The 25,776-nt window shown below is 43.1% G+C and carries 27 protein-coding genes; 7 read left to right on the forward strand and 20 right to left on the reverse strand.

All coding sequences use genetic code 11. From position 1 onward, the window contains the following. Positions 1-32 precede the first annotated feature (32 nt). Entirely contained in the window at positions 33-1,025 is a 993-nt protein-coding gene (locus ABTV07_RS16200) for a potassium channel family protein (protein ID WP_433744011.1), read from the forward strand. On the opposite strand, the gene ABTV07_RS16205 is transcribed toward ABTV07_RS16200, so the two are convergent. The 3 genes from ABTV07_RS16205 to ABTV07_RS16215 form a co-directional block, all read right to left on the reverse strand. Next, the gene (locus ABTV07_RS16205; RefSeq protein ID WP_433744014.1) at positions 1,022-1,426 is read right to left on the reverse strand and encodes a YugN-like family protein; all 405 of its coding nucleotides are present in this window, start codon (positions 1,424-1,426) and stop codon (positions 1,022-1,024) included. The genes ABTV07_RS16200 and ABTV07_RS16205 overlap by 4 nt on opposite strands. A 129-nt stretch (positions 1,427-1,555) precedes the next feature. Next, positions 1,556-2,905 (reverse strand): glucose-6-phosphate isomerase, encoded by a 1,350-nt coding sequence (locus ABTV07_RS16210; RefSeq protein ID WP_433744017.1) that lies wholly within the window; start codon positions 2,903-2,905, stop codon positions 1,556-1,558. A gap of 205 nt (positions 2,906-3,110) precedes the next feature. Further along, the gene (locus ABTV07_RS16215; RefSeq protein ID WP_433744020.1) at positions 3,111-4,274 is read right to left on the reverse strand and encodes an iron-containing alcohol dehydrogenase; all 1,164 of its coding nucleotides are present in this window, start codon (positions 4,272-4,274) and stop codon (positions 3,111-3,113) included. 165 nt (positions 4,275-4,439) lie between these two features. Here ABTV07_RS16215 and ABTV07_RS16220 point away from each other — a divergent pair, with 165 nt between their 5' ends. Then, entirely contained in the window at positions 4,440-4,673 is a 234-nt protein-coding gene (locus ABTV07_RS16220; RefSeq protein WP_114747341.1) for a DUF378 domain-containing protein, read from the forward strand. Positions 4,674-4,850: 177 nt separating this feature from the next. Here the strand turns inward: ABTV07_RS16220 and ABTV07_RS16225 are convergent, their stop codons facing one another. The 3 genes from ABTV07_RS16225 to pruA all read right to left on the reverse strand — a co-directional run bounded on the left by ABTV07_RS16225 (position 4,851) and on the right by pruA (position 9,069). Continuing rightward, positions 4,851-6,095 carry a Glu/Leu/Phe/Val family dehydrogenase gene (locus ABTV07_RS16225; RefSeq protein WP_433744023.1) on the reverse strand — a complete coding sequence of 415 codons (1,245 nt, stop codon included), beginning with the start codon at positions 6,093-6,095 and terminating at the stop codon, positions 4,851-4,853. Between the two features lie 45 nt (positions 6,096-6,140). After that, a complete protein-coding gene (locus ABTV07_RS16230) occupies positions 6,141-7,331 on the reverse strand; it encodes an ornithine--oxo-acid transaminase (RefSeq protein WP_433744026.1) in 1,191 nt (396 codons plus the stop codon). Positions 7,332-7,524: 193 nt separating this feature from the next. After that, positions 7,525-9,069, reverse strand: coding sequence for an L-glutamate gamma-semialdehyde dehydrogenase (pruA, locus tag ABTV07_RS16235; protein ID WP_433744029.1), 1,545 nt, complete (start codon positions 9,067-9,069; stop codon positions 7,525-7,527). Between the two features lie 185 nt (positions 9,070-9,254). Here pruA and ABTV07_RS16240 point away from each other — a divergent pair, with 185 nt between their 5' ends. Then, on the forward strand, positions 9,255-10,589 hold the full coding sequence (locus tag ABTV07_RS16240; protein WP_433744031.1) for a sigma-54 interaction domain-containing protein: 1,335 nt from the start codon (positions 9,255-9,257) through the stop codon (positions 10,587-10,589). Positions 10,590-10,635: 46 nt separating this feature from the next. Here ABTV07_RS16240 and yugI read toward each other — a convergent pair whose 3' ends face one another. Then, entirely contained in the window at positions 10,636-11,049 is a 414-nt protein-coding gene (gene yugI / locus ABTV07_RS16245) for a S1 domain-containing post-transcriptional regulator GSP13 (protein WP_433744034.1), read from the reverse strand. A gap of 357 nt (positions 11,050-11,406) precedes the next feature. Here yugI and ABTV07_RS16250 point away from each other — a divergent pair, with 357 nt between their 5' ends. Beyond that, complete coding sequence (locus ABTV07_RS16250; protein WP_433744037.1) at positions 11,407-12,243, forward strand: alpha/beta fold hydrolase; 837 nt, start codon at positions 11,407-11,409, stop codon at positions 12,241-12,243. 58 nt (positions 12,244-12,301) lie between these two features. Here ABTV07_RS16250 and ABTV07_RS16255 read toward each other — a convergent pair whose 3' ends face one another. Next, complete coding sequence (locus ABTV07_RS16255; RefSeq protein WP_433744040.1) at positions 12,302-12,562, reverse strand: DUF1871 family protein; 261 nt, start codon at positions 12,560-12,562, stop codon at positions 12,302-12,304. A gap of 164 nt (positions 12,563-12,726) precedes the next feature. On the opposite strand from ABTV07_RS16255, the gene ABTV07_RS16260 reads away from it, so the two are divergent. Continuing rightward, positions 12,727-13,896 carry a MalY/PatB family protein gene (locus tag ABTV07_RS16260; protein ID WP_433744043.1) on the forward strand — a complete coding sequence of 390 codons (1,170 nt, stop codon included), beginning with the start codon at positions 12,727-12,729 and terminating at the stop codon, positions 13,894-13,896. 40 nt (positions 13,897-13,936) lie between these two features. Here the strand turns inward: ABTV07_RS16260 and ABTV07_RS16265 are convergent, their stop codons facing one another. From ABTV07_RS16265 to ABTV07_RS16315, 11 genes are all read right to left on the reverse strand, one after another. Continuing rightward, positions 13,937-14,545, reverse strand: coding sequence for a histidine phosphatase family protein (locus ABTV07_RS16265; RefSeq protein WP_433744045.1), 609 nt, complete (start codon positions 14,543-14,545; stop codon positions 13,937-13,939). A 70-nt stretch (positions 14,546-14,615) separates the two neighbouring features. After that, positions 14,616-15,140, reverse strand: coding sequence for a superoxide dismutase family protein (locus tag ABTV07_RS16270; protein ID WP_433744048.1), 525 nt, complete (start codon positions 15,138-15,140; stop codon positions 14,616-14,618). A gap of 75 nt (positions 15,141-15,215) precedes the next feature. Next, the gene (locus ABTV07_RS16275) at positions 15,216-16,214 is read right to left on the reverse strand and encodes a histidinol phosphate phosphatase domain-containing protein (protein ID WP_433744051.1); all 999 of its coding nucleotides are present in this window, start codon (positions 16,212-16,214) and stop codon (positions 15,216-15,218) included. A 13-nt stretch (positions 16,215-16,227) separates the two neighbouring features. Beyond that, entirely contained in the window at positions 16,228-17,007 is a 780-nt protein-coding gene (locus ABTV07_RS16280; RefSeq protein ID WP_433744054.1) for a DeoR/GlpR family DNA-binding transcription regulator, read from the reverse strand. Next, positions 17,004-18,005: an ABC transporter ATP-binding protein gene (locus tag ABTV07_RS16285; RefSeq protein WP_433744057.1), complete on the reverse strand. Its 1,002-nt coding sequence runs from the start codon at positions 18,003-18,005 to the stop codon at positions 17,004-17,006. Before ABTV07_RS16285 ends, ABTV07_RS16280 begins: the two co-directional genes overlap by 4 nt. Before the next feature lies 1 nt (position 18,006). Further along, on the reverse strand, positions 18,007-18,786 hold the full coding sequence (locus ABTV07_RS16290) for an ABC transporter permease (RefSeq protein ID WP_433744060.1): 780 nt from the start codon (positions 18,784-18,786) through the stop codon (positions 18,007-18,009). Continuing rightward, positions 18,783-19,628: an ABC transporter permease gene (locus tag ABTV07_RS16295; RefSeq protein WP_433744063.1), complete on the reverse strand. Its 846-nt coding sequence runs from the start codon at positions 19,626-19,628 to the stop codon at positions 18,783-18,785. Before ABTV07_RS16295 ends, ABTV07_RS16290 begins: the two co-directional genes overlap by 4 nt. A 281-nt stretch (positions 19,629-19,909) precedes the next feature. Then, positions 19,910-20,737, reverse strand: coding sequence for an alkaline phosphatase family protein (locus tag ABTV07_RS16300; protein ID WP_433744066.1), 828 nt, complete (start codon positions 20,735-20,737; stop codon positions 19,910-19,912). Then, positions 20,727-21,812: an ABC transporter substrate-binding protein gene (locus ABTV07_RS16305; RefSeq protein ID WP_433744068.1), complete on the reverse strand. Its 1,086-nt coding sequence runs from the start codon at positions 21,810-21,812 to the stop codon at positions 20,727-20,729. The genes ABTV07_RS16300 and ABTV07_RS16305 overlap by 11 nt, the downstream gene beginning before the upstream one ends. Before the next feature lie 287 nt (positions 21,813-22,099). Continuing rightward, complete coding sequence (locus tag ABTV07_RS16310) at positions 22,100-22,315, reverse strand: hypothetical protein (RefSeq protein ID WP_433744071.1); 216 nt, start codon at positions 22,313-22,315, stop codon at positions 22,100-22,102. Between the two features lie 96 nt (positions 22,316-22,411). Next, positions 22,412-23,143, reverse strand: coding sequence for a peptidylprolyl isomerase (locus tag ABTV07_RS16315; RefSeq protein ID WP_433744074.1), 732 nt, complete (start codon positions 23,141-23,143; stop codon positions 22,412-22,414). A 109-nt stretch (positions 23,144-23,252) separates the two neighbouring features. Here ABTV07_RS16315 and ABTV07_RS16320 point away from each other — a divergent pair, with 109 nt between their 5' ends. Next, positions 23,253-23,654 carry a kinase-associated lipoprotein B gene (locus ABTV07_RS16320; RefSeq protein WP_433751305.1) on the forward strand — a complete coding sequence of 134 codons (402 nt, stop codon included), beginning with the start codon at positions 23,253-23,255 and terminating at the stop codon, positions 23,652-23,654. 51 nt (positions 23,655-23,705) lie between these two features. Here the strand turns inward: ABTV07_RS16320 and kapD are convergent, their stop codons facing one another. After that, entirely contained in the window at positions 23,706-24,326 is a 621-nt protein-coding gene (kapD, locus tag ABTV07_RS16325) for a 3'-5' exonuclease KapD (protein WP_433744076.1), read from the reverse strand. Positions 24,327-24,556: 230 nt separating this feature from the next. On the opposite strand from kapD, the gene ABTV07_RS16330 reads away from it, so the two are divergent. Next, the gene (locus tag ABTV07_RS16330; RefSeq protein WP_433751306.1) at positions 24,557-25,768 is read left to right on the forward strand and encodes an MFS transporter; all 1,212 of its coding nucleotides are present in this window, start codon (positions 24,557-24,559) and stop codon (positions 25,766-25,768) included. Positions 25,769-25,776 lie beyond the last annotated feature (8 nt).

The following is a 25,776-nucleotide window of genomic DNA, read 5'->3' on the forward strand; positions in this document are numbered from 1 at the left end:
CAATGCGATTTGTATATAGGAGCTGATATTTCTTGGCAACATATCTTTATCAGACTTTTTCACGCTGGCCGCTTCTCCCAAGGATTTTCTTTATGGCAGTCTTCTCCATTATCCTTTTTGGATTTGTCATCCACCTTGTGGAGCCCAAGACATTCCCTTCCACATTCGATGGAATTTGGTGGGCAATCATCACAGCTTCTACTGTAGGATATGGTGACTACACACCACATACTACTGCAGGCAGGCTCGTTGGCATATTACTGATTCTTGTGGGGGCAAGCTTCCTTTCCTCCTACTTTGCCACTCTTGCTACGACTGCTATCAACACTCAGAATACACTTAAACAAGGGAAATCCCTTTATATCGGTAAAAAACAGACATTGATCATTGGCTGGAATGAACGATCCCGAGATGTCATCAACCAGCTCATTCAGTTAAAGAATGAAGCACAAATCGTTCTCATTGATGACTCTCTAACAGAAAACCCCTTTCCCGGAATGCATGTCCATTTCATTAAAGGAAAACCTTTTTACGATCATGTTCTCACTAAGGCAAATGCAAAATCTGCTGAATTGCTTTTAGTAACTGCTGATCAGAACACCCCTGAATATCAAGCGGATATGAATACCATTTTAACGCTGATTGCTGTCAAAGGGATAAATCCAGAAGTACACAGCATTGTTGAAATTTTGACTGCTGAACATGTACTGAATGCAGAACGCGCCGGAGCTGATGAAATCATCCAAACGAATAAACAAACTAGCTATGTCATGATGAATAGCATTTTAGCACACGGAATGGCATCAAGCCTTTTGATCATGCTCAATCAATTAAAAGGCAGCAGTTTAAAATTCATTTCCGTTGACCGGGACTGGATGGATCGTCCATTTAACGAAATCAGCAGGATTTTATCTGAACAAAGGGTAATGCTTTTAGGATATAAAAGAGGGGAGAATTCTATTGTGAACCCTCCTCCTGATGACAAAATCCATTTGAATGATCAGCTGCTTGTCATATCTGATTAATCTAATAAAACCTCTTCCAGTTCCTTAACCAATTCTTTTCCAACCGAAATATACTCTTCCGGGAAGCTTGCGTCTTTATCCACCGGTTCCTGGAATTGGTTGAACGATGCAGAAACGTTGAAGATATTCGCATGATCATCCAGCCCGCGCTGATATTTATGGGATAACAAATACGGCTTGCCTAATTTTACAGTGGCACCTCTGGCATCCAACTGGCCATCAATGGATGTGAATGGCAGGCGCAAGAATTGATAGCCTACTTCATCATCAATCTTATAGTCAAAGCAGCCATGATCATATTCCCAATTGCCGCCAATGGTATAGCCAAGCGGTTTTAATAGCTGTTCTAATTTATATAATTGGTAATGCTGCCCTTCAATTCGTGATTCTAATTCAATCATTGCTGCTGCACTCCCTTAAGCATATTTTTCTTAGTTTCTCATGGCAGCGGCCGTACTATTCCCTTTCTTTCCACATATATAAAAAAACCTTGGCAGTCCAATTCTGCCAAGGTTTCTTATTTCACTGTATTACTTCAGACGATTTTCAAGCTCTGCTTTTTTCTCTTCGAAGCCAGGTTTGCCTAAGAGAGCAAACATGTTCACTTTGTACGCTTCAACCCCTGGCTGGTCAAATGGATTGACGCCAAGCAGGTATCCGCTCATAGCGCATGCTTTTTCAAAGAAATAAACTAAATAGCCAAATGTATAGGCATCCATCGCAGGGATTTCTACGATCAAGTTTGGAACTCCTCCGTCTGTATGGGCAAGCAACGTTCCTTCGAATGCTTTGTTGTTGACGAAATCGACCGTTTTACCAGCTAAATAATTCAAACCATCGAGATCATTGCTTTCTTCTTCAATGGTTAATTCATGGCGCGGTTCATCCACTTTGATGATTGTTTCGAAGATGTCGCGTCTTCCTTCCTGTACATACTGACCTAAAGAATGCAGGTCTGTAGAGAAATTCGCAGATGAAGGATAGATGCCTTTTTGATCTTTCCCTTCACTTTCACCGAACAGCTGCTTCCACCATTCAGCAAAATATTGAAGTCCTGGTTCGTAGTTGATCAGCATTTCAATCGTTTTCCCTTTGTTGTAAAGGACGTTTCTTACAGCTGCATATTGATATGCAATATTGTCTTCGATCTCTGAATGGCTGAAGTCTTCACTTGCTTTTTTGGCACCGTCCATCATATCTTCGATGTTCACGCCGCTTACAGCAATCGGCAGAAGTCCCACAGGAGTCAATACAGAGTAGCGGCCGCCGACGTCATCCGGAATGATGAATGACTCATAGCCTTCTTCTGTTGCCAAGGTTTTCAATGCACCTTTTGCTTTATCAGTTGTAGCATAAATGCGTCCCTTTGCTTCTTCTACACCATATTTTTCTTCCAAAAGCTTGCGGAAGATGCGGAATGCCAATGCCGGCTCCGTTGTCGTCCCTGATTTGGAAATAACATTGATGGAGAAGTCTTTTCCTTTTAAAAGGTCCATTAAATCCTTCATGTAAGTGGAACTAATATTATTTCCTACAAAGAAGACTTGAGGCGTCTTGCGGTCTTCTTTAGACAATGCATTGTAAAAGCTATGGTTCAGCATTTCGATAGCCGCACGTGCACCAAGGTACGAACCGCCGATTCCGATGACAAGCAGGATATCTGAATCATTCTTGATTTTCTCAGAAGCCTTTTGGATTCTGGAGAATTCTTCTTTATCGTAGTCAGACGGAAGATTGATCCAGCCTAAGAAATCATTTCCTGCCCCTGTTTGTTCATGCAGGGAATGGTGGGCGACTTTGACTGCATCACGCAAGTATGTAAGTTCATGTTCGCCGAAAAACGAAAGAGCTTTGGAATAGTCAAATTTAATATGTGTCATGAAATTTCCTCCGTTTAATTAATGGTCTTTTATCACTTTATCGAAAGCTGGGATGATAATCAAGAAATCCCCTGTACTGTAAGCGTATCCAATTATAATTTTTTTATGGAAATAAATCGGGTGGTGACAGGCACCACCCGATTTTCCTCGAATATTGTCGAATAAAAGAAGGCTGCTCCATAAAAGAGCAGCCTTCATCTTCTTTTTATAAAGAAGCTTTCAAGATGGACATGACATCGTCACGATTCAATTTTGTGAAGTTGCCGAATTCACCATTAGACATGGCTTTATCTGCGATGGCATCGAGTTTGCTGTCATCGATGTCGTAGTCGGCAAGTCGAGACGGCGCACCGATTGAACTCCAGAATTCGCGGAGCTTTTCGATTCCTTCAAGGGCTGCTTCTTTATCGGATTTCCCTTCTGGGTCTACTCCGAATACGTTGACAGCCATTTGCTTGAAGCGGGCAGGATTTACATCAAGATTGTGCTTCATCCAGTTAGGGAACAGGATAGCCAATCCGCCTGCATGTGGAATATCGTAGACAGCTGAAACTGCATGCTCGATGTTATGCGTAGCCCAGTCACCTCTGTATCCCATTTGCAGCATACCATTCAATGCAATATTTCCAGCATAAAGAATGGTTTCGCGAAGTTCATAATTTTCCAGGTCATTAATTAATTTTGGAGCTGTTTCAATGACCGTATTCAAGACGCCCTCACACATGCGATCCTGTACAGGTGTATTGTCGGCGTTGTTGAAATATTGTTCAAAAACGTGGGACATCATATCCACCATTCCATAAATGGTATGGTTTTTTGGAACAGTAAACGTATTTTGGGGATCCAAAATAGAGAATTTAGGGAATGTTGCCGGGCTTCCCCATCCGTATTTTTCATTTGTTTCCCAGTTTGTTATGACAGAACCAGCGTTCATTTCAGAACCAGTGGCAGCTAAAGTCAGCACCGTACCAAATGGCAGTGCTTCTTCAGCAAATGCTTTTTTCGTTACAAGATCCCAAGCATCTCCGTCATATTTTGCACCTGCAGCGATCAATTTCGTACAGTCAATGACGCTTCCGCCTCCGACTGCGAGCAATACATCGATATTTTCTTTCTTGCAGATTTCAATCCCTTTGCGTGCAGTTGTTACACGAGGGTTAGGTTCCACTCCTGCAAGTTCAAATACTTCTGCATCCATTTCCTTTAATTCTGCTACTACTTTATCATAAAGACCGCTTTTCTTGATGCTTCCCCCGCCATATACAAGAAGAACTTTCTTTCCGTATTGGGGAAGCTCATTTTTCAACTCTGATAATTGATCTTTTCCAAATATTAATTTTACCGGGTTATAAAAAGTAAATTCATTCATTACAAAAATCCCTCCTTGGCATCATTATTAACCACAGAACTAGCATTTGCAAAAAAGATGCTCGGCCATACGTTTGCAGCTGCATAAAAAACAAGAAGTTGATGAATAATTTAAGTAAGCTCGTCAGAATCTAAAGACGTAGCTATTTGTTAAGGAGGAAACAACATGAGTGGAATTCAACGTATTGCACTTGTTCTTACCATTATCGGCGCCATCAACTGGGGGCTAATTGGGTTCTTCCAATTCGACTTGGTCGCAGCTATATTCGGTGGACAAGGAGCTGCACTTTCCCGCATTATCTATGGTTTAGTTGGAATCGCCGGGCTTATCAACCTCGGTCTATTATTCAAACCGAGCGAAGAGCTTGAGCGCGATCCAGAACCGCGTGCAACTCGCTAAGCGCCTATATATAAAGCAAAGACACCCAGGATTAATCCTCGGGTGTCTTTGCTTTTCTTATGATCCAGCTACAGCGCCTAGCCCCTCGAGTCATAAGCCGCTCCTCTACGGAAATCAGGATTTCCTTCGAGTTCCGTCTTATGCTGGTCGGGGCTGACCAAGGCGCTTCCGCTTTTCTTATACCCATCCTCTAAATTTCGACGCTTCGGCCATTTTGCGTGCACCGACCATGTAGGCAGCTAGACGCATGTTGATTCTGCGGTTTTCAGCTGTTTCATACACGTTGTTAAAGGATTCCACTAATTTTTTGCGCAGTTTTTCGTTTACTTCTTCTTCTGTCCAATAGTAGCCCTGGTTGTTCTGTACCCATTCAAAGTAGGATACAGTAACGCCTCCAGCGCTCGCAAGGACATCCGGCACAAGGAGGATGCCTTTATCAGAAAGAATCTTTGTTGCCTCTAGAGTTGTTGGACCATTTGCAGCTTCAACGACAATAGACGCTTTAATTGAATGTGCACTATCTGCAGTAATCTGGTTGGAGACTGCAGCAGGCACAAGGATATCACATTCCAATTCAAGCAGTTCCTGGTTGGAAATTGTGTTTTCGAATAGAGTCGTAACCGTACCGAAGCTGTCTCGGCGATCTAATAGATAATCGATATCCAAGCCATTTGGATCATGCAGTCCGCCGTATGCATCGGAGATCCCGACAACCTGTGCGCCAGCATCGTGCATGAACTTAGCTAAAAAGCTTCCTGCATTCCCAAATCCTTGAATGACGACACGTGCACCTTTAATATCTATTCCTTTTTTCTTAGCTGCTTCTTCGATGCAGATGGTAACCCCTTGAGCTGTAGCTTTTTCACGGCCTTGAGATCCGCCCAGGGCAATCGGCTTCCCGGTGATGAATCCAGGAGAATCGTATTCTCTCAAACGGCTGTATTCATCCATCATCCAAGCCATGATTTGTGAATTTGTATAAACATCCGGTGCCGGTATGTCTTTTGTAGGTCCGACAATTTGGCTGATTGCACGCACATATCCACGGCTCAGCCTCTCAATCTCGCTCATGGACATGGTGCGGGGATCGCAGATGATCCCGCCTTTTCCTCCCCCATATGGCAGGTCGACAATCCCGCATTTCAAACTCATCCACATAGAAAGTGCCTTTACTTCTTCTTCATCTACTTCAGGATGGAAGCGGACGCCCCCTTTTGTAGGGCCTACAGCATCATTGTGCTGGGCGCGATACCCTGTGAATACTTTTATTTTACCATCATCCATTCTGACGGGGATGCGGACTGTCAGCATTCTTAAAGGTTCTTTTAATAATTCATAAAGTGCCTCATCATAGCCCAGTTTTGTGAGCGCTTCCTTAATGACTTCTTGAGTTGATGTAAATAAGTTCAGGTTCTCCATCACTATTCGCCTCTTTTTGTAGTTTCTTTATGCTGTCATTTTAACACATTAAGAAAGCACATTTTTGATTCTTTCGATCGCCCAGTCCAATTCTTCTTTTGAAATGACAAGCGGTGGAGCAAAGCGTATTACTGTATCATGGGTTTCTTTGCATAGTAATCCCTGCTCTTTAAGACTTTCACAATATTTACGCGCCGGCTCTTTCAGCTCGACACCTATGAACAGTCCTCTTCCCCTGACTTCTTTGATCATTGGATTTTCAATTTCTTTCAGCTTATCCATGAAGTATTCGCCGAGCTCCAAGGAACGCTCTGCAAGCTTTTCATCGATCAGCACATCCAATGCAGCTACAGACACGGCACAAGCCATTGGATTGCCTCCGAATGTGGAACCATGTGAACCAGGGTTGAATACATTCAAAATCTCTTTATTTGCCACTACGCAGGAAATCGGGAATACCCCGCCGCCGAGGGCTTTTCCAAGGATGTACATATCCGGATCGACATCTTCCCATTCACACGCAAACATTTTGCCGGAGCGTGCAAGGCCAGCCTGGATTTCATCTGCGATGAAGAGGACTTTATTTTCCTTGCAATATTCATGCGCAGCCTTTAAAAATCCTTCTTCAGGCAGGACGATTCCTGCTTCTCCTTGAATCGGCTCAATAAGGAATGCAGCCGTATTTGGCGTAATTGCTTCTTTCAATGCATCTAAATCCCCGTATGGGATCAGCTTGATGCCCGGAAGCATCGGCCCAAAACCGCGTTTATATTCTTCTTCAGAGGAAAGTGAAACAGCCGTCATCGTCCTGCCATGGAAATTCCCGACACATGCGATGATTTCTGCCTGGCCATCAGGGACGCCTTTAATATCGTATGCCCATCTGCGTGCCGCTTTGATGGCAGTTTCAACGGCTTCGGCTCCAGTATTCATCGGGAGAGCCATTTCTTTATTTGTCAATTCGCAGATTTTTTCATACCAAGGCCCAAGCTGATCATTATGGAAGGCACGGGATGTCAAAGTGACGCGATCCGCCTGATCCTTCAATGCCTGGATGATTTTTGGATGGCGATGCCCTTGGTTTACCGCAGAATAGGCGCTGAGCATATCCATATATTTATTTCCTTCAGGATCTTTCACCCACACACCTTCAGCTTCTGAGATGACGATTGGCAGAGGATGATAGTTCGGTGCACCGAAACGTTCTGTCTGTTCAATGATTTCATTTGTTTTAATCATGCTAATTCCTCCATTCATGAAGTTCATTATTTTAAAACAGGGCTGGCTAAAGAAAGCCAGCCCTTTTATTCAATGTCCAGCTTCAGCGCCTAGCTGCTCGAGGTCATTAGCCATTACTCTACGGAAATCAGGATTTCCTTCGAGTTCCGTCTTATGCATGTCGCAGCTTTCAAGGCACTTCCGCTTTTCTATCTTATAACATTTCTGATGTAGTTTTCGCTTGCATATGAAGCATTAGGTAGTCTGGGCCGCCCGCTTTGGAGTCAGTTCCGGACATGTTGAATCCGCCGAACGGCTGGTAGCCGACAATCGCGCCTGTGCAGCCGCGGTTGAAGTAAAGGTTGCCGACGTGGAAGTCTTCCTTCGCCTGATCGATGTGTGCACGGTTGTTCGTGATGACCGCACCTGTTAAACCGTAGTCGGTATCGTTGGCGATTTCGATCGCTTCTGTGAAGTCCTTTGCTTTGGCAAACGCTACAACCGGTCCGAAGATCTCTTCTTTCATCAGACGGTCTTCGCGCTTCAAGTCTGCAAAGATCGTTGGCTGTACGAAGAAGCCAGTGGAGTTGTCGCCTTCTCCGCCTGCCATCAAACGGCCTTCTTCTTTGCCGATTTCCACATAGCTCATGATCTTGTCAAACGCCGCCTGGTCGATGACAGGCCCCATGAAGTTGGAGCGGTCAACCGGGTTGCCGACTGTCAATTCTTTCGTCAATTCAACGACGCGGTCAAGAACCGTATCGTAGACGTCTTCCAAGACGATCGCGCGAGAACATGCCGAACATTTTTGGCCGGAGAATCCGAATGCAGAAGCCACGATGGACTTCGCTGCCAACTCAAGATCGGAATCGCTGTCGACAACGATCGTATCTTTTCCGCCCATTTCCGCGATGACGCGCTTCAGCCAGATTTGGCCTTCGTTCACTTTGGATGCGCGCTCATAGATGCGGACACCGACGTCGCGGGATCCTGTGAAGGAGATGAAGCGTGTCTTCGGATGGTCAACCAAATAGTCGCCCACTTCCGCACCGCTTCCCGGTACATAGTTCAAGACGCCTTTTGGAAGTCCTGCTTCTTCCATGACTTCAACGAATTTCGCTGCCACGACTGGCGTTGTGGATGCCGGCTTCAAGAGAACGGTGTTTCCTGTCACGATGGCCGCAACTGTTGTACCTGCCATGATCGCGAACGGGAAGTTCCAAGGGGAGATGACGATGCCTACGCCCAATGGAATGTAGCCGTAGCGGTTGAATTCGCCCGGACGGCTTTCCACTTTCACGCCGTCTTTGATTTTAAGCATCTGGCGTGCATAGAACTCCAGGAAGTCAATCGCTTCCGCTGTATCAGCATCTGCTTCGTTCCAAGGCTTTCCTGCTTCTTTTGTCAAAAGCGCGGAGAATTCATGCTTGCGGCGGCGGATGATCGCTGCGGCACGGAACAGGATGTCCGCACGGGATTCAGGCTTGAATTTGCGCCAAGTCTGGAATGTTTCATAAGCGGTGTTCATTGCTTTTTCTGCTAGATCTTTATTGGCTTTGGACACGCGTCCAATCAATTCTTCTTTATTGGCTGGGTTGATGGAGACGATCTTGTCGTCTGTCGTGATGCGCTCTCCGCCGATGACAAGCGGATAGTCCTGGCCTAAATAGCCCTCGACTGTCTTCAGTCCCGCTTCATAGGCTTTTTGATTCTCTTCATTTGAAAAATCAGTAAATGGTTCGTGTTTGTAATTAATCATTTTATATCCTCCCTTTCATAGCACACTGATAAATTAAATTCAGAACTTCTATTGATTCAGGATATGCGAGTGCAAAAAAAATTTGCGTTAAGAAAACCCTTACATATATAATAATGCAAAATAATGTTGCGTTTTTCAAGCATTTTCTTTTGGCTGATTTTTGCATCTTATTAAGGAGGCAGAAGATGAAGCAGTCTTTGTTCATTTATGAAAAAATCATCGATGCGATTGATTCAGGCGTCCATGCCATTGATTCAGAAGGAAGGACGATCATCTATAATAAAAAAATGAGGCAGATCGAGGGAATGGAAATCTCTGATGTACTCGATAAAAATATTTTGGATGTCTTTAAGTTTCATCAATTTGAGGAAAGCACCCTTATGAAAGTACTGAATACGGGTGAACCGATAGTGAATGTCAAACAGACGTATTTCAATAATAAGGGGCATGAAATCACAACCATCAACGATACTTACCCTATCTTTGACAACGGCAGGCTGATCGGCGCCATGGAAATTGCCAGAGATGTGACGAAACTTGAGAGGATTATGAGGGAGCATACCAATTCTGATCCCACACAGTCGTTTTTGAGTATAATCGGAAAAAGTAAAGGAATCTATCAAGCCATTAGCCAATGCAGGCAATTAGCAGCATCAGGGGAACCCGTTCTCATTTACGGGAATCCCGGAACCGGCAAAAGCCTTTTTGCATCCATCCTTCATCATGAAGGTCCAAATAGCAGCGGGCCATTTATCGTACAGAACTGCAGCAGCCTCAAGGAAACCATTTGTTTTGGAACTAAAGAAGATGGGCATCCCTCCTCTCTCTTTGAACAGGCACTCGGAGGAACACTCCTGTTAGAAGGAATAAATTCACTATCCATTCCTCTTCAGGAAAAGCTTTTAAAAGTTGTTCAAGATAAAGTGATAACAAGAGATGAGACAGGTGCAGGCGTTCCATTGCAAGCTAGGATCATCATGACGATAAATGAAGATCCCATCGATTCCATTTCATCCGGCAGGCTCCTAAAGGACCTTTTTTACCGGTTGAGCCCATTCACGATCTTTATTCCTTCTCTAAAAGAGAGAAAAACAGATATCCCACTCCTTGTTATGGACTTTATCAGCAAATACAATGAGAGATTTGGTCTGCATGTAGAACAAGCATCTGATGAAGTATCGGGGCTTTTCGAGGAATATGACTGGCCGGGGAACGTAAGGGAATTGGAGCTTATCATAGAATCCGGGATGAGCATGATGGGATCTGAAACAGAAATCAATACGGAACACCTGCCAATATACTTTAGGCAAAGAGCTATCGGAGAGACGCAAAACAGTTTGAACCTTGAAGGTGGAACAGAGATAAAACCGCTGGAGCAATATATCAAAGAGGCAGAAATCTACTACATCCACAAGGCCCTTAATCATCACAGCCAAAACATCACGAAAACCGCTAAAGCATTGGGGATGAGCAGGCAGAACCTGCAATATAGAATCCGGAAATATGAAATAGACCGGTAAATCAGGACACAAAAAAACTCGCCGTAATTGGCGAGTTCCATTGTTATTATTTTTGGATCAAGTCCTGGCGTTCAGACTGCTCGATCCACTCTTCAAGCTTGTCCTTAAGCGTATTGAATCCTGTTGGCGCTTCAGTTGTCTGCGCTGCAGGCTTTACGCTGCCTTGACGGCGAGGCTTTTTAGCTTTTGCTTGTGGTTTTTCTTCCTGTGCTGGCGCTTCTTGAGTCGCACGGATTGAAAGGCTGATTTTTCCAGCGTTTTCGTCAACAGAAAGAACCTGAACTTGAACTTCATCTCCCAGCTTCAAGTGATCGTTGATATCTTTTACAAATCCGTGAGTGATCTCGGAAATGTGGACTAATCCTTGAGTTTCTTCATCCAATGCTACGAACGCACCGTAGGGCTGGATGCCTGTAACTTTACCAGTTAAAACGTTACCTGCTTCATATTTTGTTGACATGGAAACACTCCTAATTATATATATTTTTTCTCCATTTGCACGCAATTGTAGATTATATCACAAATCCCTTCAGGAATCAAAAAAGGGTTTGTCCCCTCTACATTTTTTCTGCACTCATTCATACTCTTTCCTACTTTATCAAAAATAATTTAAAAAGGATGTATAAAGATTTTGGAAGCTGGCCATCCTATAGCTACAAGACTTTCTAGTATTCCCCCCTTTGTTTTGAGGCTCGAACAAGTGCAATGCACATCGTTCCAGCCTATTTTTTTGTCTTCTGCTCGTCCGGAAATGATTGTAATTCCTTGTTCGGGGTATTCTACATAGTAGAAAAACGAAGAAAAGGAGCGAACCTGGATGGATGCCGTAATTGAAAAACATATCACAGTCAATGGAATTGAATTATTTTATGAAGAATATACCAATCCAACTGCTAAACATACACTGGTGCTATTGCATGGATTTTTGTCATCCACCTTCAGCTACAGGCGGCTCATCCCTCTGCTTCGCGAAGATTTTCAAGTCATCTCAGTGGATCTGCCCCCTTTTGGAAAAAGCGGAAAGACGCCTTCATTTATGTACTCCTATAAAAATATCGCCCATACAGTACTTCATTTCATTGAAATGATGAACTGGCCCAGTGTGCATGTCATCGGCCATTCAATGGGGGGACAGATTGCCCTCTACATGATGAAATTAAGACCCGACCTGATAAAAAAAGGAATTCTCTTATGCAGTTCAGGCTACCTAAAGAGGTTGAAATGGCCGCTTATCCTATCAAGCTATCTGCCTTTCTTTCATTATTATGTTAAATTTTGGCTGGCAAAATCAGGCGTAAGAAAGAATATTGAAAACGTTGTCCACAATACAGCCCTGATAGATGACGATATGATGTATGGATACTTGAGGCCATTTTTAAATGACGAAATATTCATTGCTCTCACCCGAATGATCAGGGACCGGGAGGGGGACCTCACCACAAAGATGCTCAATGAAATCAATACTCCCTGCCTGCTCATCTGGGGTCAATATGACAAAGTCGTCCCTCTCTCAATTGGAGAGAAATTAAAACAGGACCTTCCGAAATCCAAACTCATTGTACTGGAAGAAACAGGACATCTTGTCCCGGAAGAAAAGCCGGATGAAGTAAAAAAATATATTGATGAATTCCTTGCCGATGGCATCCTTGTCTAGCTGAACATATAAATGCCCCTAACGCAATGCGGCAGGGGCATTTACTTATTAGACTGTCTCATAAAGAACAGGAAGCGCTATTCTTGATCCTTAACAGTTTGGCAGCCATTTCCCTGCATTTAGCCATAGGGATCATTTCTTCAAAAGAGAACTCGTAGATGGATTGGATCTGCTTTGCTAATTTCCCTTTATCGTCCATGCTGTGAACCGCTTGAACCACATCTACGATCTCCATTTCATAAGATTCCGGTCCATATCCCAGCGGATCCCATTTTTTCAGTGTTTGGATCAGGGTTAAATTCAATTCTTGTATATTCAAAGTCATCACCCTATTCATTTATTTTTCTGGTCATATCTTATCATAGTATCAATTCTGACAAAGATTCTATAGGGAGAATAAGCATAAATTTTTTCTTTCATTCTCAAATATGCAATGCTAATAGTATAAAGCAATTCATTAAGAAAACCAGGTGGTGAGGAATTTTGAAAATTAATTTTGATGAACAGATTAATCGCCAAAATACATCCTCTGTAAAGTGGGATGCATTAAAAAATGTTTTCGGCAAAGAGGATCTCCTTCCAATGTGGGTGGCAGATATGGATTTCAGGCCGCCATCCGCCGTTATAGATGCACTGAAGGAGCGTCTCGAGCATGGGATGTTCGGATACACATTTGTACCGGATCATGCGTCAGCATCCATTCAGGAGTGGGTTTTAAAAAGACACGGATGGAATATCGATACGGAGTGGATCATGTACAGCCCTGGGGTCGTCCCCGCACTGGGAATGGCCATTCAAGCCCTTACGGAGCCAGGAGATCGAATCCTTGTGCAATCCCCTGTCTACACACCTTTTTTCAATATGGTCAAGGAAAATAATCGGGAACTCGTGAACTGCCCGCTTGTGCTGGAAGATGATCGGTACAATATTGATTTTGAGGCATTCGAGGAAACAGTCAAACAAGATGTAAAGATGTTCCTTTTATGCAATCCGCATAATCCTGGAGGACGTGTATGGTCAAGGGACGAACTGGTCAAAATCGCAGAGATCTGCAAGAAGCATGGTGTTCTTATTGTGTCGGATGAAATTCATTCTGACCTGGTGATGCCGCCGCACAAACATGTCCCATTGGCATCCATTGATCCATCCTATGGGAATATTGCCATTACATGCACCGCTCCAAGCAAAACGTTCAACCTGGCAGGCCTTCAGGCTTCGAGCATGATCATCCCCAACCCGGACCTCAGGGAAAAGATGGCCGCACTTCAAAAGCAGCAGGGCTTTTTCACGCTCAATGCATTTGGGATCATCGGCATGGAAGCTGCTTACCGCCATGGAGAAGATTGGCTGGATGAACTTTTGGACTATATAGGCGGAAACATCGCTCTAGTAGAACAGTTTATTGAAAAAGAGATGCCGGACGTGAAGGTCATGAAACCGGATGGCGGATATCTGATATGGATTGACTGCAGCAGGTTGGGCCTTTCAGATGAAGAGGTTCGGGATAAACTCATTAACGAAGGAAGTCTGGCATTAGAGCCTGGGACTAAATACGGGCTTGGCGGTGAAGGATTTGTCCGGATGAACATTGCCTGTCCAAGGGAAATGGTGCAGGAAGGATTAAACCGAATGAAAAAAGCATTAACCATTTAAACATAAGAGCCTCCCTTCTAATAAAGGGGGCTCTCTCTTTTTATCTCATGTCCATCTTCAGATGATCTTGGCAATTCAATACCTTCGTCCCCACTTTGCCATCTTTCAGGATAAAATGATGGAAGCCCGTGTCCCCTGTCGCAAACCGGAAAGGGGAAACCACCGGCATTTGATAAAGTGCATTAATGATGTTTGAAATAGCACCGCCATGTGAAACAATCATGACTTTTTCATCAGGGTGGGCATGTTTGATCATTGAAACCGCCCGTTCAATCCGCAAGCGAAAATCGATATGGGATTCCCCATTTTCGACTGGTACGTGCGGCTTCCTGCCTCCTTCAGGCTCAGGGTATCGTTTGGCCGCTTCCTCTCGTTTGAGTCCGGCGAGAACCCCATTGTTCCATTCCATTAAATCCTCTAAATAATGCAGAGGACAATTCAATTTCTTATGTACGAAGCCAGCGGTCTCTCTAGCTCTTTTTAATGTGCTGCAATACATCACATCGATAGAAAAATACAGGGATGCATACTCAGCAAATGCTTCTGCCTGCATACGCCCTCTATCTGTCAACGAAAAATCCGCTCTTCCTTCATGGACATTCAGAAGATCTGCTTCTGATTCCCCATGCCTCGCTAAAATCAATTCCATCGTTATCAACCTCCCCCTCCCATAATTCTCCAAAACATAAAAAGAACCCTCTTTTCAGAAGGCCCCTGTTTTACTTATTCTTATTTTTGGTTATGACTCCACACGCAATTCTGTCTCCGCTGTCCCCTGCGGGCTGGCTCATCCCATCGTCCTTTGAATCATGAATGACAATGGAGGTCCCGTCCTTCGTATATAAAGATGTCTGCGACTCTTGAAATGTAAGATTAGGAGCGAGTATCTCCGCCTTGACCGTGCCATCGTCCTTTACGATTAAATTGGGAAGGTCCCCAGCGTGCGCCCCTTCCGGATGAAGAAGTCCATGCTTTTTGTGATCGGGATTGAAGTGATTTCCAGCTGAAGTAAAGTCAGGCGGCTCGCACTTTCCAAATTCATGGATGTGGATGGCATGCTCCCCAGGAGTGAGTCCCGTTAAATTAATTTTCATCATCACGCCTTTTGCCTGCTCTTCAAGTTTAATGGTCCCTAAAGAGTCTCCGTCGGCATTCTTCATATCGACTTCCGTTTTTTTCGGATTTTGCTGTGCGCAGCCCCCTGCTAAGGCACTGCAGACGATCAAACTGATCAACCATTTCATATTAATTCCTCCAAGCCAAAATTCTATTAACCATTTTAGCCATGTGGAGGAATCCCTATTCAATCGATCCTTACCTCACCTTATTGGAGCAAAATGCCTCTTACGTCTATTAAAGGCAGCAATTTCGGATTTTCCTAAAGACTTTAGCAGCTCTGTGTTTTGGTGAACATATTTTCCAAGGTCATCAGGAAAATGGGAATCGGATGAAGTGGTAAAAGCGACTCCCGCATTCACCAGTTCTTTTAGAAATAAAGGACTGGGGCACATTTCTTTAATAGGGTAGCGATAGTACAGCCCTGCGTTCACCTCTGTAGCCGTATCGGTTTCACAAAGCGCAGCTGCGATTTTTCTATAATGAGGAAGCAGACCATCTTCATCTGGACGAATGCCAAAAACCTTCAAATTATCAAGGTGTGCGACAAAATCAAAAAGGCCGCTCCTAACAGCCTGTTCTACAATCTCAAAAAAGCGGCTGTACAGCAACGGAAGATCATAAGTAGAGAAGTGATCGACCGTTTCCGGATTGTCAAACCCCCATCCATCCACAAAATGGACGGATCCAATGACATAATCCCATTGATATAATTCCAGCAGCTCCTTTAGCTCAGATTCACAGCCTGGAAAGAAGTCCGCTTCGATGCCGAGGCGCAGCTGAATTCCCTGCTCGGCCCATTTTGCCTTCTGACCTTCGATAAACTGGACAAATTCCCCCATATTCTCGGTCATGACCTGCTTCAGCCACTTATGCTGCAGCCTGCCTAATTCAGTATCACTGATATCCATGTGTTTTTCAAAGTAGCTTTTTGTTTCGAAAAATCGATATAAATGGTCCACGATCCCCACTTCAGACAAACCGATCTCTTTTGCCTTCATTAGGTATAAATCAAGCCATTCTGTTGAATATGCCCCATTTTTTAATCGGTCTGCCAATAATTGATGCCTTGATTGGATCCATGACAATCCATGTTTGTACTCTTTCTCAGGGTGAAAGTATTCTAGTGCTTTATTTGTCCTGTCCAGCCACCGGAATGAGTATGGCCCCTCTTCTAGATGAACATGATAATCTACTGTCATTGACCTTTCCTCCTTATGGTGATATCCACTTCAACGAAGTGCTGGAAATATAATTCTTCCACTCTTCCGGAATGGGCTCATCGCAAATGATATAATCCAAATCACTCAATGAACAAATCCGGCAAAAAGAAGACTTTCTCAACTTTGAGGAATCTGTCAATAAAAAGCATTCTTTTGCTTGTTTAATAACTGACTCTGAGATGAGCGATTCCTCTAAATCGTAGTCATACACATCATCCATTGAAACACCTCCACAAGATAAAAAGGCCTTATCGAATTGAAAGTGGCTCAACATTTGTCTTGTTAAAGTGCCCGCTACAGATTTTTGCTCTGGGTTTGAAATCCCCCCAAGGACAATCAGCTTTCCATCAAACATTTTATTTTCTAAACGTCTGTTGATGATTTCAGCAGCGGCTAAAGAGTTCGTGACGATCGTGACCCTCTGCAGCCCATTTAAAGAATTCGCTAATTGATAGGTGGTCGTACCAACATCCAACATAATGGTATCTCCGTTATTTACATATCTGGATGCCAGTTTTCCGATTTTCTTTTTTTCTTCAAGTTGTACATTCATTTTTTGCCTGAACATAGGTTCATTAATATTAGGTGTGTATTTTACGGCGCCGCCATGAACGCGGGTAAGTTTTTTTTCAGATTCCAGATAATCAAGATCTTTTCGAATCGTCTCTGGCGTAACGCCCATTTTATCTGCTAAATGAGAGACGATTATTTTGCCTTGGACCTCTATCTCTTTTAAGATTGCCTGATGGCGGTCAGATATAAAAACACTCATGTGAGCGGAATCACATCCTCTTTTGGAAGGAATAGCCTGACCTTTTGGTTTATCTCCAAATTCACTCCGCTTTGCTGCAGTAAATCCGCCGAAAAACTGATTCCATTCAGTTCCAATCCATATCTAACAATGCTTCCCAGGACTGCAATGTCCTTTACTTCTGCATTTAACAAGATTGTATTTTCTCTTTCATTCAGGAGAAATGCTTCTGGACGGATGGCGTACATCATCCCTTCCCCTGGGTCTTGTCCGATGAGCTGGGTCATTTCATCTTTTCCAAGTACATTATAGTTGCCGATAAACCTGGCTACGAATTCAGTAGCAGGGTGCTTATAAATGTCTTGCGGAAGTCCACTTTGTACGATCTCTCCTTTATTAAGGAGAAAGATGCGGTCGCTGACAAGCATAGCCTCTTCCTGATCATGTGTCACAAGAATCATAGTGATTCCGAGTCTTTGTTGAATATCACGAAGCAGCTTCTGCAGGTTTTTTCTGATTTGAGCATCCAGTGCACTTAATGGTTCGTCCAATAATAGAACCTTTGGCTCCACTACAATACTTCTTGCCAAGGCTACCCGCTGCTGCTGTCCCCCGGATAATTCATGTGGGTAGGCTTTTTCCTTTCCATCCAATCCGACCAGCTTAATCATATTCATTACCCGTTCATCCAGGTGTTGTTTCTCAATCTTTTTCATTTTCAAACCGAACGCAACATTTTCATAAACGTTCATATTGGGAAAGAGAGCATAGGATTGAAATACCATCCCTACTCCCCTTTCCTTAGGAGAGACATTTGTGACATCGATCCCATCTATGAAAATGGATCCCCCATCGGCAGAGACCAACCCCGCAGCGATGCGTAGAAGGGTACTCTTGCCGCACCCGCTAGGACCAAGCAGTGTGATGAATTCCCCTTTTTCAATGGTAAGATCCATATTTTTCAATACTTTTTGGCCATCAAATGATTTTTGGATGTTGTTTATCGTAATGAAACTCATGTTATAACGACTCCTTTTTACGCTGGGTGAATTTCACGACCAAGCTTGATAGGATAGCAATGAATAAGAAATAGCAAACAACAATGGCGCTTGCAAAATGACCGCTTTTTCTTAGCTGCTGATACAGGAAGATTTGAACAGTTTCATAGCTTCCACCCAGCAATAAATTTGCAAGGACGAATTCTCCAAATAATATCGAAAAAGATAGAAGCGCTGAAACGAGGATCCCCGTTAAAATATTTGGAACGATGATTTTCAAAAAAGCAGTAAATTTGGATGCTCCAAGGAGCTCTGCCGCTTCCATCAAGTTTCCGGCATGGATATTCCTTAGACTATTTCTCGTTCCTTGATACATATATGGCATGATGCCGACAAAGTAGGCTCCGATCGTTATCAGTACCATCGAAACGCCTGCATGTGCATATGATTTCAACAAACCAACTGCCATAATGACTCCTGGCATGGCATAGGTTAAAAGCACAATCCCTTGCAGCAATTTTTCAAGTTTAGGTGCATAGACGACAATCACAAAGATTGCCGGAACCATAATGAGGGCTGAAATGACTGTTGCCCCAGCTGATAACAGAAGCGAATGCAGTACAGCATTGATGAAATCAGCGTGGCTGAAAAGCTTTGAATACCATTGAAATGTGATGCCCTCAGGTAAAACCGTTTTATTCCATTTCGTTGAAACAGAATAGAGAAATGTAGCTGCCAGAGGCAATAGAAGATATAAGAACACAATGCCCATAGGAATAAAGGAAGCACTTCTCTTTTTCATCCAACATCCCTCCTTACTTTCCTCATCAGCCATTCATTGAGAAGCATGGCAAAAATCAAGATAAGTCCGAGAAGGACCGCCAAAGCACTTCCAAGTTCCGGCTGTGCGAAAATATCTCCGGAAATCAACGCTCCTATTCTGATTGTTACAAGATTATACGTACTTCCCGTCAGCGCATATGCTGATGCATAAGCCCCCATCGCATTCGCAAAAAGAATGCTGGATGTTCCGGCTATGCTTGGAAGCAGAATCGGCAATCCGATGCGCCTCCAGAACTGCAGCGGGGATGCGCCCAATAAAGCGGCAGATTCTTTCCACTGCCCCTGAATGCCATGAAAGGCGGGAAACATCAGCATGACTGCGAGCGGCAACTGAAAATAGACATAGATCAGAATGAGCCCTGTCCATGAATAAAGATTGAAATGCTGCAGAAAAGCAATGTCCAACTCTTTTGCCAGTATTGTGAAGACTCCACTGTTTCCAAGCAGGACAATGAAGGCAAATGACAAAGGGATTCCGGCAAAGTTGGATGTCAGGTTCGCCATTACAAGGATCCTGTCCTGAATTTTCTTTTTAAAAAATGTAATGGCATAGGCTGTAAAAAGTGCTAGAACCATTGCGATTACACTGGCAGACAACGAAATGATGATGCTATTTTCAAACGATTTATAATAATACGGATTCGTAAAGATTTCGATGTAATTACTGAGAGAAAGATTGGTTTCCCCATTTTTGAAAAGACTTGAATATATCATTGAGATCAGCGGGACAAATAGAAATAATATAATAAAGGAAATTAAGGGTACGAGAGTAAGGTATAAACTTGCCTTCCGTTTCTTCATATGCTGCAACTCCTTTTAAACATTGGCTCTTTTCTCAAAGTTTATTGTTTTAGCCATAAAAACAGGTCAGCTTTGCAATCTAAGCAGAAAATCCAGCTAGAAAAGAGCCTGGATACTTCATTACAACACGCCAAACGGCTATTTTTACGTTAAAATCGGCATTAAGATTTTAACAATCATGTTTACGAAAACAGCCTAAACCTTAAATGGCTCAGCGGCTGATACTTCCTTCGTCATCTTGCGCTGAGCCACTATATACAGGTTTATGACATTCTTTCAATCTACTTTTTCAAGCCTGGAAACTTTAATGTTTGCATGGCATCAGATGGGTCAATGTTTAATAGTCTGCAAACCATTGGAGCTATTTGCAGCTGTGGAATTTCCTCTTCATAAATGCCTGGCTCTAATTTGCTGCTCATAATGAACAACGGCACTTCTCTATCGGCAGGAGTCGTCCCCCCATGCTGTCCATCGCTATTCATTCCATGATCAGCAGTAATGACAATCTGATACTCTTCGTCAAGCCAATCAGGGAGAATAGTCGCAAGCATTGTGTCCACTGCAATCACCCGATTACGATATCCTGCAGAATCCGCCGTAAATCGGTGCCCATCATCATCCACATTCATGCTGTGGATATATAAGAAGTCAGGATTGTGATTAACTCTTAAATAATTGGCATCCGCAAAAAGATGATTGTCGGGATAATGATCTTCCCAATAGAAGATTCCATTTTGAATCGGTTTGTCCTGATTGAGCTGAATCCTGTCTTTCATAGGATTGAATGGTGCCGAGTTATAAAGTTCACTTACCCAATGATAAGAAGCGGTCGCATTCTTCAATCCGTTCTTCTTCGTCAAATGGAAGATGCTTTCTTCCTTCGAAAGCCTAACAATATGATTGGAAGTGATGCCGTTTTTGTACGGCGGCGTTCCTGTCAAAAGTACCTCGTACAGCGGCCTTGACATAGCTGGAACTTCTGAAAGCACTTTATACCTCGAGGCTCTGCCTTTCTCAACTAAATGATGCAGATAGCCCATATTATCCACTGCTGTATCATACCGGAGTCCATCAATCATGATGAAAATCAGTTTTTGATTAGTTGACATGAACAAGCACCTTTTCCTGCCATTTTTGAGGAAGGTTTTTGGCAGTCTCATCCCATGCCTTTGTATCTTTGACTGGCTGAGCCTTCTTGTACATAGATTCAGGAAGTAGTTTAGCCTTAGCATCCTCAGGCAGCTTCACATCTTCTCGAATCGGACGGGCATATCCTCTGGCAAGATTGGCTTGTCCTTCATCTGAAAGGATGTATTCACGAGTCAACATAGCTGAATAAGGATCTTTCGCATTTTTATTAATGACATTTGCATATCCGGAAATGACCGATGCATCAGATGGAATCACCACATCAAAACGGTCTTTCTGGATTTGGTCTCTATAGTTCAAAGCATTGAAATCCCAAACAATCGCTACATCATTTTCGCCTTTTTCCAATGATGACAAGGAAGGATCCGTTGTCTGCAGGCGGCCTTGTTTAGCCAGTTTTTCGAAGAATTCAATACCAGGTTCGATATTTTTCTCATCACCGCCATTGGCATACGCTGCAGCTAATACTGCAAATTGTGCCTGATTGGCTTTCATAACATCGCCCACGTCTACCTTGTAATCTCCATTAAGCAGATCCTTCCATGATTTCGGAGGATTTTTAACATTGTTTTTATCAGTGATGAAAGCAAGTGTGCCTGTATATCCAATGATCCAATCTCCATTATCATCTTTGGCCCATTTAGGAATTTCATCCCAGTGGGATGTTTTATAAGGAAGTGTCAATCCCTTTTCTTCAGCCAGTGGTCCAAATGATGCACCGACATCTCCTACGTCAGGGTTGCCTGATTCAAACTTGGCTAACTCTTCTGCACTGGACATATCTGTATCGGTATGCTTGATCTTATATTTTTTCGTAATATCTTTCCAAGTCTGTCCCCAGTTGGCCCATGAATCCGGCATACCGACTGAATGGACTTCCCCTTCTTCTTTTGCTTTTTGTTCAATTTTATCTAAGGAGAGATTGCTCGTATCTATTTTGCTGCCATTTGCTTCGTCATTCCCAGAACAACCCGCCATAAGAAACGCGGAAGTCACCCCGATTGATAACACCTTCATTAAGGATTGCTTTTTCATGGATGTCTCCTCCTGTTTTGAAAAGTTTTTGTTTTCTTTTGTTTCACAATCTAATCATAAAAAAACAAAGTAAAAGAGGAATTAATCAAATGTAAAACTATCTTGAAATAATGTTAAGGAATTGTTAAGAGATTAGAAAAGCGCAAGCGCCTTGTTCAGCCCCGACCAGCATGAGACGGAACTCGAAGGAAATCCTGATTTCCGTAGAGGGGCGGCTTATGACTCGAGGGGCTAGGCGCTGGAGCTGGACAAGAAAATGGACAAAAAAAATACCCCTGACAAATGGGTCAAGGGTGCTTGCTGCCGTTCATTTTATTGTAATGTTCTTCGATTTCCTTTGTTTTCTTCTCTTCTTTTTTGGATATATAGACGACCACTCGAAAAGCAATGACGGCCAATATGACGAAAATCCCCATAGTGATGCCTGCAGGGATATATTCCCGCTTATCTTCCGGAAAGTATAAGAACAAGCCCACTGCATATGTTTGGAATAATGAGAGCATTGAAATACTCCTTTCCTGACTAGTTGTTTGCGCTACCTTCTATTATAGCAATAGTCCCATTGGAAAACTATGTGCCTCGTTGGATAACTTTTCAACTTATTCCTTTACGACCTTGATCTTTTTGATGACTACATCCTTTTTCGGCTTATCGTTTTGATCAGTTTCGACAGCGGCTATCTTGTCTACGACATCCATTCCGTCAATAACTTGTCCAAAGACAGTATGCTTGCCATCAAGCCAAGGTGTTCCGCCATTTTCTTCGTATGCTTTGATGATTGGCTCCGGGAATCCTGCATCTTTCATCTGACTTTTCAACTGCGGATCCAAATGGCTGTTCTGAACGATGAAGAACTGGCTTCCATTTGTATTCGGTCCGGAATTCGCCATGGATAATGCTCCTTTGATATTGTAGAGCTTTTTGGAAAATTCATCTTCAAACGGCTGGCCGTATATGCTTTCCCCGCCCATTCCAGTTCCATCCGGGTCTCCGCCTTGGATCATAAAATCATTGATGACCCGATGAAAAATCAATCCATCATAATATCCGTCTTTACTATGCTTAATAAAATTCTCAACTGCTTTTGGGGCTTCATCTGGAAAAAGCTTGATAGTGATATCACCCATACTGGTTTTCATCACAATTTCCTTCTCGTTGTCTGCCACTTTTTTGGATAATTGCGGATAGTTTGCTTCCCCGCTTTGAGATCCATTATCTTTCTTGGGTTCTGCTGCTGAGGAGCCTTCCTTATCCTTTTGCCCGCAGGCTGCCAATGCTGAAACTAATGCTACGACTAATAAAATACCAATCCATTGTTTAAAAGTTTTCATCATTTCCCCTCCAAATTTTACTTTACTAAATTCCGATTAGAAAATCATCCTTTTGTTTTTTCTCAGTCCTTCCATCATAATAAAAACAGGAATAAAGAATTTAGGGGGAATCGCTTTGACAGTACAACCAGGTGATAAAGTAACTGCAATCTATAAAACTGGGAAATATATCGGGGAGGTCACAGCTGTAAATCCTGCATCCACTGTGGTACGGATTTTGGCCGTCATCAAACACCCTGTCCAGGGAGACCTTCACCATCCAAAACAAATCGGGGAAGGATTCTTTCATGAAAGAAAAGCCCTTGCCTATCGGGAACAAGCCAATATCCCGACAGGCATGGTGAAGCCATTTCAAGATTCGATCCCTGAATACGGAGAATCACTTATAGGTGCCTTTAACACTTTGAAAGCACAGCTTATAGAGGACAATACTCCTTATTCTGAGCAAAGCCTCACCGCACTTGCTGAAATCCAAAAGGAATATGAACTGATGTATAATCTTACATTCTAGAATTCCACATACAAACAAAAGTCCAGGATCTTCAAGGGAAGACCTGGACTTTTATAATGCGAATTTATTCAATAGCTGGGAAAGGTCAATCCGATCTCCAATCGTGGTCGTTGCTGAATTTTGCAGATATTGCTTATCTTTTTCGACCAGCCTGTAGATATGGAGGGTAGTCAAAGCATCATCCAGCGCCCTGTGGTGTTTGCCGACTCCATCCTTGCCGTAATCCCTTACAGCTTTCCAGAGTCCTGTCTGGTTTTGATCGCCGAAGAATTTTTTGTATTCCATGGACAGGTCAACGAATTCGCCGGTAAACGGAAATGGAAGATCTGCCTTCCTGCAATTATCGCGCAGTACCTTCATGTCCATATTCCCCCAAGTGACCACCTTGCACTTTCCTCTTTCATTGTAGCCCTTGAATCGATTCACCAATTCTTCCAAAGAAATCCCCGTATTGACTTGATCCTGTGTAATGGAGAGGAACTCCATGCATCTTGAAGTCAAAATTGGGAAAGCTGTCGGACGGACATACTCAGAGAATTGTTCAATGATTTCATTATTATGAACCACAACAATCCCCGCCTCAATGATCTCAGGATAAAAATCCTTGGGCATTCCCTTTTTTTGGGGCATAGAAAATTCAAAATCGATGAAAATCGTATAGGATTCCGTCATCTCTCTTCCTCCAACCGTCATTTTTAGCAACGTTCAAAGTAGTATGCCTTTATTATATCATGATAAATGGCAATAATATGCTTTTTTCATATCTTTTTATCCACACAGTTTTAGGGGGACTGGCTTCCTTGCAATCTCATTTAGATAGTTTATAATAATAATATTTAGTAAACCGAAATATCTTGCAGCAATGTGATAAAAAACTAAATAATATGAAGAAGGTGTTTAAAATTAATGTTCAAAAACGAAATTTAATCATCATGTGGTTCGCTAATTTTTTAGTTGCAGCCAGCTCCACGATGATCATGCCGTTTTTGTCCCTTTATATTGAAACATTCGGACACTATGATCATGAATATATACAGCGCTGGTCTGGATTTGTATTTGGAATCACGTTTTTGACAGCCTTTCTGGTTTCACCGATATGGGGCAGGTTTGGAGACCGGTTTGGCTATAAACCGATTCTATTGATCACCGGATTCGGAATTGCTTCAAGCATATTTTTAATGGGATTCATGCACAGCGTCATCGGGCTGTTTATTTTGCGCCTGTTCATGGGGGTTGTTACGGGTTTCATCCCTACCTCCCTTGCGTTGATTTCCAGTCAGACACCGAAGGAAATCGCCGGAAAGACGCTCGGGACTTTGGTGATGGGAAATGTATCAGGTGGTTTATTCGGTCCCCTGATCGGAGGAATGATGGCAGATACATTCGGGTTTGAATACACATTTTTCATAACATCCGCTGCTATCTCGATTGCAACAATAGGTGTGCTTTTCGGAATCGTCGAAAATAAACGCCTTTCCAAGAAAGAAAAGACAAAAACTTTTTCAAGAAAAGATGTGCTGAAGCAGATTTTCAGCCACAGGCTGTTAATGACCGTAATGCTTCTCTCCTTCTTGATACAGGTGGCTAACTTCAGCATTCAGCCATTATTGGCCCTTTATGTCAATCAATTGAATGGTTCGACAAACATCGCCTTCCTTGCAGGGCTTGCCTTTTCGGCAACTGGCTTCGGAAACCTGCTGGCGACCCGCCAGTGGGGAAAACTCGGGGACAAAGTCGGGTATGAGAAAGTCCTTCTTATCCTCCTTGTGCTTGCGGCAGTTTTTGTCATACCTCAAGCATTGGCGCAAAAACTGTGGGAACTTGTCTTTTTCCGTTTCTTGTTCGGTACAGCCATCGGGGGAATGATTCCTTGCATCACTGCGTATATCCGCTCAGAAGCGCCAGTCTCCATGCAAGGGGAAGTGATGGGGTATAACCAAAGCTTCCGCTTCCTCGGCAACGTGATTGGACCGGCGATCGGGGGCATCGTTTCGGGCTATGTTGGAATTTCTCCTGTTTTTTACGTCACATGCTCTTTATTCCTGTTTGCTTTTGGATTATTATGGTGGAGTATCAGACGGGAGCACCATCCGTCCCTAAAAGAAAACTATTAATCTACCAT

Source organism: Falsibacillus pallidus (assembly GCF_050990905.1).
GTDB lineage: Bacteria > Bacillota > Bacilli > Bacillales > DSM-25281 > Falsibacillus > Falsibacillus pallidus_A.

What these genes read in the sequence shown, in the direction of transcription:
- ABTV07_RS16300 (WP_433744066.1), bottom strand. Translation starts at nt 20,737, where the DNA reads ATGTCAACTAATCAAAAACTGATTTTCATCATGATTGATGGACTCCGG.
- ABTV07_RS16315 (WP_433744074.1), bottom strand. Translation starts at nt 23,143, where the DNA reads ATGAAAACTTTTAAACAATGGATTGGTATTTTATTAGTCGTAGCATTA.
- ABTV07_RS16220 (WP_114747341.1), top strand. Translation starts at nt 4,440, where the DNA reads ATGAGTGGAATTCAACGTATTGCACTTGTTCTTACCATTATCGGCGCC.
- ABTV07_RS16275 (WP_433744051.1), bottom strand. Translation starts at nt 16,214, where the DNA reads ATGACAGTAGATTATCATGTTCATCTAGAAGAGGGGCCATACTCATTC.
- ABTV07_RS16305 (WP_433744068.1), bottom strand. Translation starts at nt 21,812, where the DNA reads ATGAAAAAGCAATCCTTAATGAAGGTGTTATCAATCGGGGTGACTTCC.
- ABTV07_RS16240 (WP_433744031.1), top strand. Translation starts at nt 9,255, where the DNA reads ATGAAGCAGTCTTTGTTCATTTATGAAAAAATCATCGATGCGATTGAT.
- ABTV07_RS16205 (WP_433744014.1), bottom strand. Translation starts at nt 1,426, where the DNA reads ATGATTGAATTAGAATCACGAATTGAAGGGCAGCATTACCAATTATAT.
- ABTV07_RS16250 (WP_433744037.1), top strand. Translation starts at nt 11,407, where the DNA reads ATGGATGCCGTAATTGAAAAACATATCACAGTCAATGGAATTGAATTA.
- ABTV07_RS16310 (WP_433744071.1), bottom strand. Translation starts at nt 22,315, where the DNA reads ATGCTCTCATTATTCCAAACATATGCAGTGGGCTTGTTCTTATACTTT.
- ABTV07_RS16265 (WP_433744045.1), bottom strand. Translation starts at nt 14,545, where the DNA reads ATGGAATTGATTTTAGCGAGGCATGGGGAATCAGAAGCAGATCTTCTG.
- pruA (WP_433744029.1), bottom strand. Translation starts at nt 9,069, where the DNA reads ATGATTAATTACAAACACGAACCATTTACTGATTTTTCAAATGAAGAG.
- ABTV07_RS16295 (WP_433744063.1), bottom strand. Translation starts at nt 19,628, where the DNA reads ATGAAGAAACGGAAGGCAAGTTTATACCTTACTCTCGTACCCTTAATT.
- kapD (WP_433744076.1), bottom strand. Translation starts at nt 24,326, where the DNA reads ATGACGGAATCCTATACGATTTTCATCGATTTTGAATTTTCTATGCCC.
- ABTV07_RS16215 (WP_433744020.1), bottom strand. Translation starts at nt 4,274, where the DNA reads ATGAATGAATTTACTTTTTATAACCCGGTAAAATTAATATTTGGAAAA.
- ABTV07_RS16280 (WP_433744054.1), bottom strand. Translation starts at nt 17,007, where the DNA reads ATGAGTGTTTTTATATCTGACCGCCATCAGGCAATCTTAAAAGAGATA.
- ABTV07_RS16230 (WP_433744026.1), bottom strand. Translation starts at nt 7,331, where the DNA reads ATGATTAAAACAAATGAAATCATTGAACAGACAGAACGTTTCGGTGCA.
- yugI (WP_433744034.1), bottom strand. Translation starts at nt 11,049, where the DNA reads ATGTCAACAAAATATGAAGCAGGTAACGTTTTAACTGGTAAAGTTACA.
- ABTV07_RS16290 (WP_433744060.1), bottom strand. Translation starts at nt 18,786, where the DNA reads ATGAAAAAGAGAAGTGCTTCCTTTATTCCTATGGGCATTGTGTTCTTA.
- ABTV07_RS16270 (WP_433744048.1), bottom strand. Translation starts at nt 15,140, where the DNA reads ATGAAATGGTTGATCAGTTTGATCGTCTGCAGTGCCTTAGCAGGGGGC.
- ABTV07_RS16285 (WP_433744057.1), bottom strand. Translation starts at nt 18,005, where the DNA reads ATGAGTTTCATTACGATAAACAACATCCAAAAATCATTTGATGGCCAA.
- ABTV07_RS16210 (WP_433744017.1), bottom strand. Translation starts at nt 2,905, where the DNA reads ATGACACATATTAAATTTGACTATTCCAAAGCTCTTTCGTTTTTCGGC.